This is a genomic window from Aeromonas sp. JL9 (genome assembly GCF_024436075.1).
Lineage (GTDB): Bacteria > Pseudomonadota > Gammaproteobacteria > Enterobacterales > Aeromonadaceae > Aeromonas > Aeromonas veronii.
The window spans coordinates 1-8,480 of the sequence record NZ_JANFNV010000055.1; the positions used below are offsets into that span (position 1 = coordinate 1).

At 54.5% G+C, this 8,480-nt stretch carries 6 protein-coding genes; 5 read left to right on the top strand and 1 reads right to left on the bottom strand.

Annotated features, from left to right (window positions below; genetic code table 11):
- Window positions 1–87: 87 nt before the first annotated feature.
- Window positions 88–1,467, bottom strand: a complete 1,380-nt coding sequence (gene xseA, locus NOM06_RS20535; RefSeq protein ID WP_255912994.1) for an exodeoxyribonuclease VII large subunit — start codon at window positions 1,465–1,467, stop codon at window positions 88–90.
- A 289-nt stretch (window positions 1,468–1,756) separates the two neighbouring features.
- Here xseA and NOM06_RS20540 point away from each other — a divergent pair, with 289 nt between their 5' ends.
- The 5 genes from NOM06_RS20540 (at window position 1,757) to NOM06_RS20560 (ending at window position 8,312) form a co-directional block, all read left to right on the top strand.
- The gene (locus tag NOM06_RS20540; protein WP_255912995.1) at window positions 1,757–2,308 is read left to right on the top strand and encodes a cytochrome b; all 552 of its coding nucleotides are present in this window, start codon (window positions 1,757–1,759) and stop codon (window positions 2,306–2,308) included.
- A 442-nt stretch (window positions 2,309–2,750) separates the two neighbouring features.
- Window positions 2,751–4,214 carry an IMP dehydrogenase gene (guaB, locus tag NOM06_RS20545; RefSeq protein ID WP_255912996.1) on the top strand — a complete coding sequence of 488 codons (1,464 nt, stop codon included), beginning with the start codon at window positions 2,751–2,753 and terminating at the stop codon, window positions 4,212–4,214.
- A gap of 84 nt (window positions 4,215–4,298) precedes the next feature.
- Entirely contained in the window at window positions 4,299–5,888 is a 1,590-nt protein-coding gene (guaA, locus tag NOM06_RS20550; protein WP_255912997.1) for a glutamine-hydrolyzing GMP synthase, read from the top strand.
- Window positions 5,889–6,266: 378 nt separating this feature from the next.
- Complete coding sequence (locus NOM06_RS20555; protein WP_005337011.1) at window positions 6,267–6,539, top strand: hypothetical protein; 273 nt, start codon at window positions 6,267–6,269, stop codon at window positions 6,537–6,539.
- Window positions 6,540–7,031: 492 nt separating this feature from the next.
- Window positions 7,032–8,312, top strand: a complete 1,281-nt coding sequence (locus tag NOM06_RS20560; protein ID WP_255912999.1) for a HEPN domain-containing protein — start codon at window positions 7,032–7,034, stop codon at window positions 8,310–8,312.
- The last annotated feature ends 168 nt before the right edge of the window (window positions 8,313–8,480 follow it).

Sequence of the window (8,480 nt, forward strand, 5' to 3'; positions counted from 1 at the left end):
AATACAATGACGGGATACCGCCAGCAAAAGCCGAGGTTCGGCCTAACCAAGTGTCCGGATTTAGTTGACCACTACAATGCAGCCGTTCTACTGCGCAGAGTCTTTGATAACTTCCTCGACCCGCACCTGCAGGCTCCCTTGCGCCAGGGTGGTGATGAGCTGGTCGCCACTGTTGACCTGATCGGAGCGGCTAATGACTTCGCCACGCGCAGTGCGGGTGATGGAGTAGCCGCGCCCCAGAGTAGCGAGCGGGCTCACCCCGTCGAGACGGGCGGTGAGCATGGCGAGGCGGTGGCTGGCAAGGTCTTGCCGCTTGGCAATCAGGGCATAGAGTCGCTCCTCGGCCAGCTGGTGGCGGCGCTTGCCAGCTGCCAAGAGGCGCTCCGGACTCTTGCCCTGCAGGCGCAGCTCAAGGTTGGTGAGGCGCCGCTCACCCTGATGCAGCCGCTGGCGTAATAGCTGTTGCAAACGGGTGGAGAGCTCGTCGAGGCGCTGGGACTGTTGCTCCAGCCGCCGCTTCGGATCCTGATGGTCGAGCCGCTTTTGCAGCAGGATGAAATCGTGGCGGGCGGCGGTCTGCTGGCAGCTCATCGCCTGCAGCAGTCGCTGCTTGAGGTGAACCAGACGCTGGGCACGGGCGCTCTGATCCGGCGCCACCAGCTCGGCGGCGGCCGACGGGGTTGGGGCGCGCAAGTCGGCGGCAAAGTCGCTGATGGTGACATCCACCTCGTGACCCACTGCGCTCACCACCGGGATGGCGGAGTGGGCAATGGCACGCGCCACCGCCTCTTCGTTAAAGCACCAGAGATCTTCAAGCAACCCGCCGCCACGGCCGACGATCAGCACATCCACCTCGGCGCGCTGGTTCGCTTTGGCGATCGCCGCGACGATCTGGCTGATGGCGGCGCTCCCCTGTACCTGAGTCGGGTAGATAAAGACCGGTAGATCCGGCGCACGCCGTTTAAGCACCGTCAGCATATCGTGCAGGGCGGCGCCGGTGGCGGAGGTGATAAGGCCCACCGCCCGTGGTTCGCGGGGCAGCGGTCGCTTGCGGCCTTCGTCAAACAGCCCCTCGGCGCCGAGACGGCGCTTGAGCTCTTCAAAACGCAGCGCCAGCACGCCATCGCCCGCCGGCTGCATCGACTCGATGATCAGCTGGTAGTCGCCGCGCGGCTCATAGAGGGAGACCCGCGCTTGCACCAGCACCTGCATGCCATCCTGCGGGCGAAACGCCACCCGCCGGTTGTTGCCCTTGAACATGGCGCAGCGCACCTGCGCCGACATGTCCTTGAGGGAGAAGTACCAGTGGCCGGAGCTTGGCATCGCCAGATTGGAGAGCTCGCCGGTCAGCCACACCAGCCCCAGATCCTGCTCCAGGATCATGCGCACGGCGCTGTTGAGGCGGGTGACGGTAAAGACCTGCTGCTCGCGGCCGCTCGCCGCACTGGATGGGGTAAATCGGTTCAATGGCGTACCTGTGGTCTGCCCCGGTGGGGCCGGGATAAAACGATGGCCGCTATCTTAACCCGAAACAGGGGGAGGGCGTTAAGCAGGCGGCGCCAGCAGCAGAAAAGCAAGATTGGAAACGCTGCCGTTTATCCGGGCAGGCAGTATGGCTCCCGACAAAGCCCTAGCGCTTGCCCGCATCTGGCAGCGTTGCGGCTTGCCTAGATGCCGTTGATCTCTCAGGTGCTGCTGATGTTCACGGCGCCACCATCTTGACCAACGTTTACTCGCCCCCTGTTTGGAGTAGCTTATGAATCCCTCAACCCACTTAACTTTGACGACCCGTTTGCTGCACTGGTCGGTTGCCTTGCTGATGATTGGCCTGACCCTTGTAGGTTATCTGATGGTGAAATTTGAAATATGGGATCTCTATGCCCTGCATAAATCCCTGGGGGTGATTGCACTGATCTTGATTTTGCCCCGCGCCATTCTCCGCCTTGTTAAAGGGTGGCCTGAGCCTGTGCGTCAATATCCTGTTTACGAGGCATTGGCAGCCAGGGCGATCCACTGGGGTTTGCTGATTTCAACGCTGCTTATTCCGGTGTCCGGTCTCTGTTATTCCGCAGCGGCTGGCCGAGGTGTTGCGATATTTGGCTGGTCTATTATCCCGATGAATCCAGATATTCATGATCCTGCCAATGTGATTCCATTCAGTGAATCCGTTCGGGATATTGCCCACACAATCCATATTTATTTGCCATATGTCATACTGGCATTTTTGCTAGTGCACATTGTCGGAGCGTTGAAACATCATCTGCTGGATAAAGATAATACCTTGCAGCGGATGGTGGGACGAAAATAATAAAGAGAGGCAACCCTTGTTGTGCCAGCCAATATATATTGGCTGCGGGCGAAATTTATTATCCAGCCCGAGCAAAGGAGATTGAGAAGAGAATGATACCGGTGCGAGTGGTGGCCGCGAGGGCAAGAGACAATACAAGGACACAAGACAAGGGGAGGGGGGCAGAGGCCGCTTGCCCCTGAGCCCCTGTCGATCATCCCGTTGCATGGGGGTTGGGCTGCGTCGGCACCTACCGGTTTTGCATAAATCACCGGTTAGCCAACTCTTTTGCCCCGAAATGGCGCTTTTCGTACTGATAATCTTGGTTTTTTGGCGTTTTGGCCGCCTAAAAGAGGGCTATGCCATAAAAAATTCAAAAAACTTCTTTACCAGTGACCAATGCGTGAGTAAACTTCGTCGGCAATATTTTACACCCCCACTTCCTCAACGGTGAGATATTGCCATGCTCAGGATTGCCAAAGAAGCGTTAACCTTCGACGATGTACTGTTGGTTCCCGCCCACTCCGAAGTTCTTCCCAATACTGCCGATCTGCGTACCAAGCTGACCTCTGCCATCAGCCTGAACATCCCCATGATCTCCGCTGCCATGGACACAGTGACCGAAGCCCGTCTGGCTATCGCACTGGCCCAGGAAGGCGGTATCGGCTTTATCCACAAGAACATGTCCATCGAGCAGCAGGCTGCCGAAGTGCGCAAGGTCAAGAAGTACGAGAGCGGCGTGGTCACTGACCCCGTCACCGTACGCCCCGACATGACCATCGCCCAAATCAAGGAGCTGAGCCACAAGAACGGTTTCGCCGGTTATCCGGTGGTGACCGAGGGCAATCAGCTGGTGGGCATCATCACCGGTCGTGATGTGCGCTTCGTGATCGATCTCTCCCAGACTGTCGAACAGATCATGACCCAGAAGGATCGTCTGGTCACCGTGCGTGAAGGGGCCCCTCGTGAAGAGGTGGTTGGCCTGATGCAGAAGCACCGTATCGAGAAGGTGCTGGTGGTCAACGCCGATTTCAAACTCAAGGGCATGATCACTGTCAAAGACTTCCAGAAAGCCGAGCGCAAGCCGAACGCCTGTAAAGATGACAAGGGTCGTCTGCGGGTCGGTGCTGCCGTTGGTGCCGGTGCCGGCAACGAAGAGCGCGTCGCCGCCCTGGTTGAAGCCGGTGTGGACGTGCTGCTGATCGACTCCTCCCACGGCCACTCCCAGGGCGTGCTGGATCGCATCAAGGCCACTCGTGACGCCTATCCGGATCTGCAGATCATCGGTGGCAACGTCGCGACCGCCGCGGGCGCCAAGGCGCTGGCTGCTGCTGGTGTCAACGCCGTCAAGGTCGGTATCGGCCCGGGCTCCATCTGTACTACCCGTATCGTGACCGGCGTGGGTGTGCCCCAGATCACCGCCATCTCCGACGCCGTTGACGCGCTGGAAGGCACCGGTATTCCGGTGATTGCCGATGGCGGTATCCGCTTCTCCGGCGACATCGCCAAGGCCATCGCCGCGGGCGCCAGCTGCGTCATGGTCGGCTCCATGTTCGCCGGTACTGAAGAAGCACCGGGCGAGATCGAGCTCTATCAGGGTCGCTCCTTCAAATCCTACCGTGGTATGGGTTCTCTGGGCGCCATGTCCAAAGGCTCCAGCGACCGCTACTTCCAGACCGACAACGCCGCCGACAAGCTGGTGCCGGAAGGCATCGAAGGCCGCGTGCCGTACAAGGGTCGCCTCAAAGAGATCATCCACCAGCAGATGGGCGGCCTGCGCTCCTCCATGGGCCTGACCGGCAGCGCCACCATCGACGACATGCGCACCAAAGCTGAATTCGTGCGCATCTCCGGCGCCGGGATGAAAGAGTCCCACGTCCACGATGTGACCATTACCAAAGAAGCCCCCAACTATCGGATGGGCTGATAAAACGGGGCCCTGCGCCCCGTTTTTCCACCCTTTTTTTATCCCGTGCCCTTTGTGACAACATCAGCCTGATGCAGGAATAAAATGACTAAAGACATTCACCAGCACCGTATTCTTATCCTCGACTTCGGTTCCCAGTACACCCAGCTGATCGCCCGCCGTGTCCGTGAAATCGGCGTTTACTGCGAACTGTGGGCTTGGGATGTCACCGAAGCGCAGATCCGCGAATTCAATCCGAGCGGCATCATCCTCTCCGGCGGCCCCGAGTCCGTCACCGAAGCGGGCAGCCCCCGTGCCCCCGAGTATGTGTTCAATGCCGGTGTCCCTGTGTTCGGTATCTGCTACGGTATGCAGACCATGGCCGAGCAGCTGGGTGGCAAGGTGCAATCCTCTACCGAGCGTGAATTCGGTTACGCCAAGGTGGAAGTGCTGGGCGAAGCTGGCAAGAGCAGCGCCCTCTTGCGCAACATCGAAGATGCCATCGCCGACAACGGCAATGCCCTGCTGGATGTCTGGATGAGCCACGGCGACAAGGTCACCACCATTCCGGCCGACTTCACCACCATCGCCCAGACCCCGACCTGCCCGCACGCGGCCATGGCCAATGAAGCCAAGCGCTTCTATGGCGTGCAGTTCCACCCGGAAGTGACCCACACCCGTCAGGGTGCCCGCATGCTGGAGCACTTCGTCAAAGACATCTGCGGCTGCGAATGCCTCTGGACCCCGGCCACCATCATTGACGACGCCGTTGCCCGCATCCGCGAGCAGGTGGGTGACGATGAAGTGATCCTCGGCCTCTCCGGCGGTGTCGACTCCTCCGTGGTCGCCATGCTGGTGCACCGCGCCATCGGCGATCGCCTGACCTGCGTCTTCGTTGACAACGGTCTGCTGCGTCTGAATGAAGGCGAGCAGGTGATGGAGATGTTTGGCGATCACTTTGGTCTGAACATCATCAAGGTTGAAGCCGAAGAGCGCTTCCTCTCTGCCCTGGCCGGTGTTGACGAGCCGGAAGCCAAGCGCAAGATCATCGGCCGCGTCTTCGTTGAAGTGTTTGATGATGAAGCGAAAAAGCTGAAAAACGCCAAGTGGCTGGCGCAAGGCACCATCTATCCGGACGTTATCGAATCCGCTGCCAGCAAGACCGGCAAGGCCCACGTCATCAAGTCTCACCACAACGTCGGCGGCCTGCCGGAAGAGATGAAGATGGGTCTGGTCGAGCCGCTGCGCGAGCTGTTCAAAGACGAAGTGCGCCGCGTTGGTCTGGAGCTGGGTCTGCCCTACGACATGCTCTACCGTCACCCGTTCCCGGGCCCAGGTCTGGGTGTGCGCGTCCTTGGCGAAGTGAAGAAAGAGTACTGCGATATTCTGCGCCGCGCCGATGCGGTCTTTATCGAAGAGCTGCGCAAAGCCGACCTCTACAACCAGGTCAGCCAGGCGTTCGCCGTGTTCCTGCCGGTGCGCTCCGTTGGCGTGATGGGCGATGGTCGCAAATATGACTGGGTCATTGCGCTTCGCGCCGTCGAAACCATCGACTTTATGACCGCCCACTGGGCTCACCTGCCGTACGACTTCCTCGGTCACGTATCGAACCGCATCATCAACGAGATCAACGGTATCTCCCGCGTGGTGTACGACGTTTCCGGCAAGCCGCCTGCAACCATCGAATGGGAATAAGCGGCTCGCGCCCTTTTGCCCTTCGAGCATAAAAATGCAAAAAGACGCCCTTGAGGCGTCTTTTCTTTTCTCAATCGTTTGCGCCACACATCTTCTTTTTCGAGCAGCTTTTTTGCCACCTTGCCCCTGTCATATGTGACAGGGGCATTTTTGCCATCCCGCACTAGGCTCTCTCATGCCAATTGAGCCCGCTATCAACAGCGGCTTGTGGCAAGGGGGAGGGCTGATCCAGTTGCAGATAGCTGCGCAAATTTGCCCATCGTCATCGCGCCAACCGGCAGTGATGACACCCCGGTGGAGACCGGAAACCACTTGAATCAACGGGGCGCAGCCCGAACGGCCAAACGAGTCGGGATCATAGAGCACGGAGAGTTTGATATGTCAGAACAAGCAGTGTTGGTGGGTGGATGGACCGCATATCACAAGCTGACCGCCGAGGATCAGGCGGTATTTGATCAGGCGCTGAAAGGATTTGTCGGGGTGCAGTACGTACCCTTTGAAGTCTCCACCCAGGTGGTGGCTGGCACCAACTACCGCTTCAAGTGCAAGAGCACTGTGCCGCTTGCCAAACCGATCCATGGCGAAGCCGTGGTGCAGATCTTCAAATCACTGGACGGGGATGCCCATATCACCTCCATTACCCCGATTTGATTGGGGGCGGGGCAAAGCGGGTAGGGGGAATAACCTCCAACCTGTTTGCTCTAAATCTTGGAAATAAGAAAGACGCCTTAGGGCGTCTTTTCTTTATCTATGCTCCGGCACTGCAGATATGTGGACAGTATTTGTACTTATTGATTAATTTGTTGATCTTGCTCAGGAAACTGTCATTCCATTCTTTTTCTTGCTTATATCGCTCGCTAGGATTGCCATTTGACAATGGATGGCGCAGAGCAGAAATAGATTGAGTCGCAGAGTCTCGATTGAGTTTTAAGGCATCTCACAGCACACGATAGCCAAGCGTCTAAACTCGCGGCATTTTATGCAGTCAGTGCTGAACGACTTCCATCAAGTGGAGTATGGCTAAACGACAAGTAAGTTTCCTTGATATAGCTACTCAACAGAAAGCTCTTTCAACGGAAATTAATGGTCTAGCACCATTTAAAAAATAGAATTTAGCTCGACAAGTTAATTAAAGGAACATCAATGGCAATAAATTTACATGATGGATGCAAGCAACGTTTAAAAAGCCAGCTTTCTATAGTGTTGGCTGATGTAAGACTCAGGAATTTGTCATTCGTTGAGCGTTCAAGTCTATACAGGGTTTTTGATTTAGAATCAATCTTGCCAAATACTGGCAATATAAAGTCTGAACTAGAAAGCTATGTATCGGAAAGTCCATTATTTGATTTTGTTTATGGAGAGTTATCCAAAATAGCTAATGACATCGTAGAATACGATTCCACTCATCCTGATGAACCGTTAAGCCTTCTTGAAGGCTTCAATGATTTGTCTTTAGTTGCAAGTAATTTGGTCGATAAATTTGATAGTCTACCTTGGAAGTATGCTTTTACATTCAATCTAGGAACTTCAATCACAGATTTTTTTACTGAGGACGTAATCGAAATAGCTCCCGATATAAAGTTATTAAAAGCTCACGGAGAGCTGGCCGATAAATTTCCTCTTAACTCTGGCATCCCTAATCGAGATCGGTTTTTACATGGCGGTGGATTGCTAGGATTGGCTGGACATGCAGAATGGAAAGAAAAGTCTCTGTATGTACAGATAACGGCGAGTGGTTTCGTTGGTAAGTATGTTACTACTACTCCAGAGAATAGAGCTGTTGATACATTTAAATCATTTCTCGGCTTAATGCTCGCAATGCGAGCTTTAAAAGTTAGCTATTCATATTCATCGAGTATAATCAATAGTCGATTTTATATACATAAAGAAACCGATGTTTGGACTGTTGAAGATAGTCATGAGTTAGATAGAGATGTTAGTAAGACAATATCAGATCTTCGCTTAGATGATTTAGACGGTTCATTGGATACCGATGAGAAAAAAAATGGTTTCGTATTAAATCGTTTAAGATTGATATCTAAGGCTCTTTCTAGAGAAGAGGCTGAGAAATTAAGGCTTGCAGGAAAATGGCTGTTTGATAGTTATTGTGGCAACAATGAGTTGCTATCGTTTATTCAAACAACGGTATCCCTCGAGATTCTTCTTGGTGACAAGTCTGTTTCGGACTTGATGGGTTTGGGTGAGCTATTGAGAAATCGGTGTGCATACTTAATTGGTAATACACACTCACAAAGAGAGGAGATACTCGATGACTTTAAAAAGATCTACGATATAAGATCTAAAATTGTCCATAGAGGAAAATCACAATTAAGCCGGTATGAGCGTGGGCTTTTCCATAAGCTTCAATGGATGACCAATAGAGTTATTCAAGAAGAAATAGAATTGATTGGAAAAAATGCCTGACAAGTGCCGTGGTGCCGTATTGTGCAATGAAATTGCACCTCTACTTTTGTTCCTCATACCTTGCACAAAAGCCGCTCTGAAAACGGTGCAATGTGTACAGATCTAGTTATCACCTGACACCGGCCTCAAACCGGTGTCTTGTTTACGCTACTTTAGTGCGCACTTCCT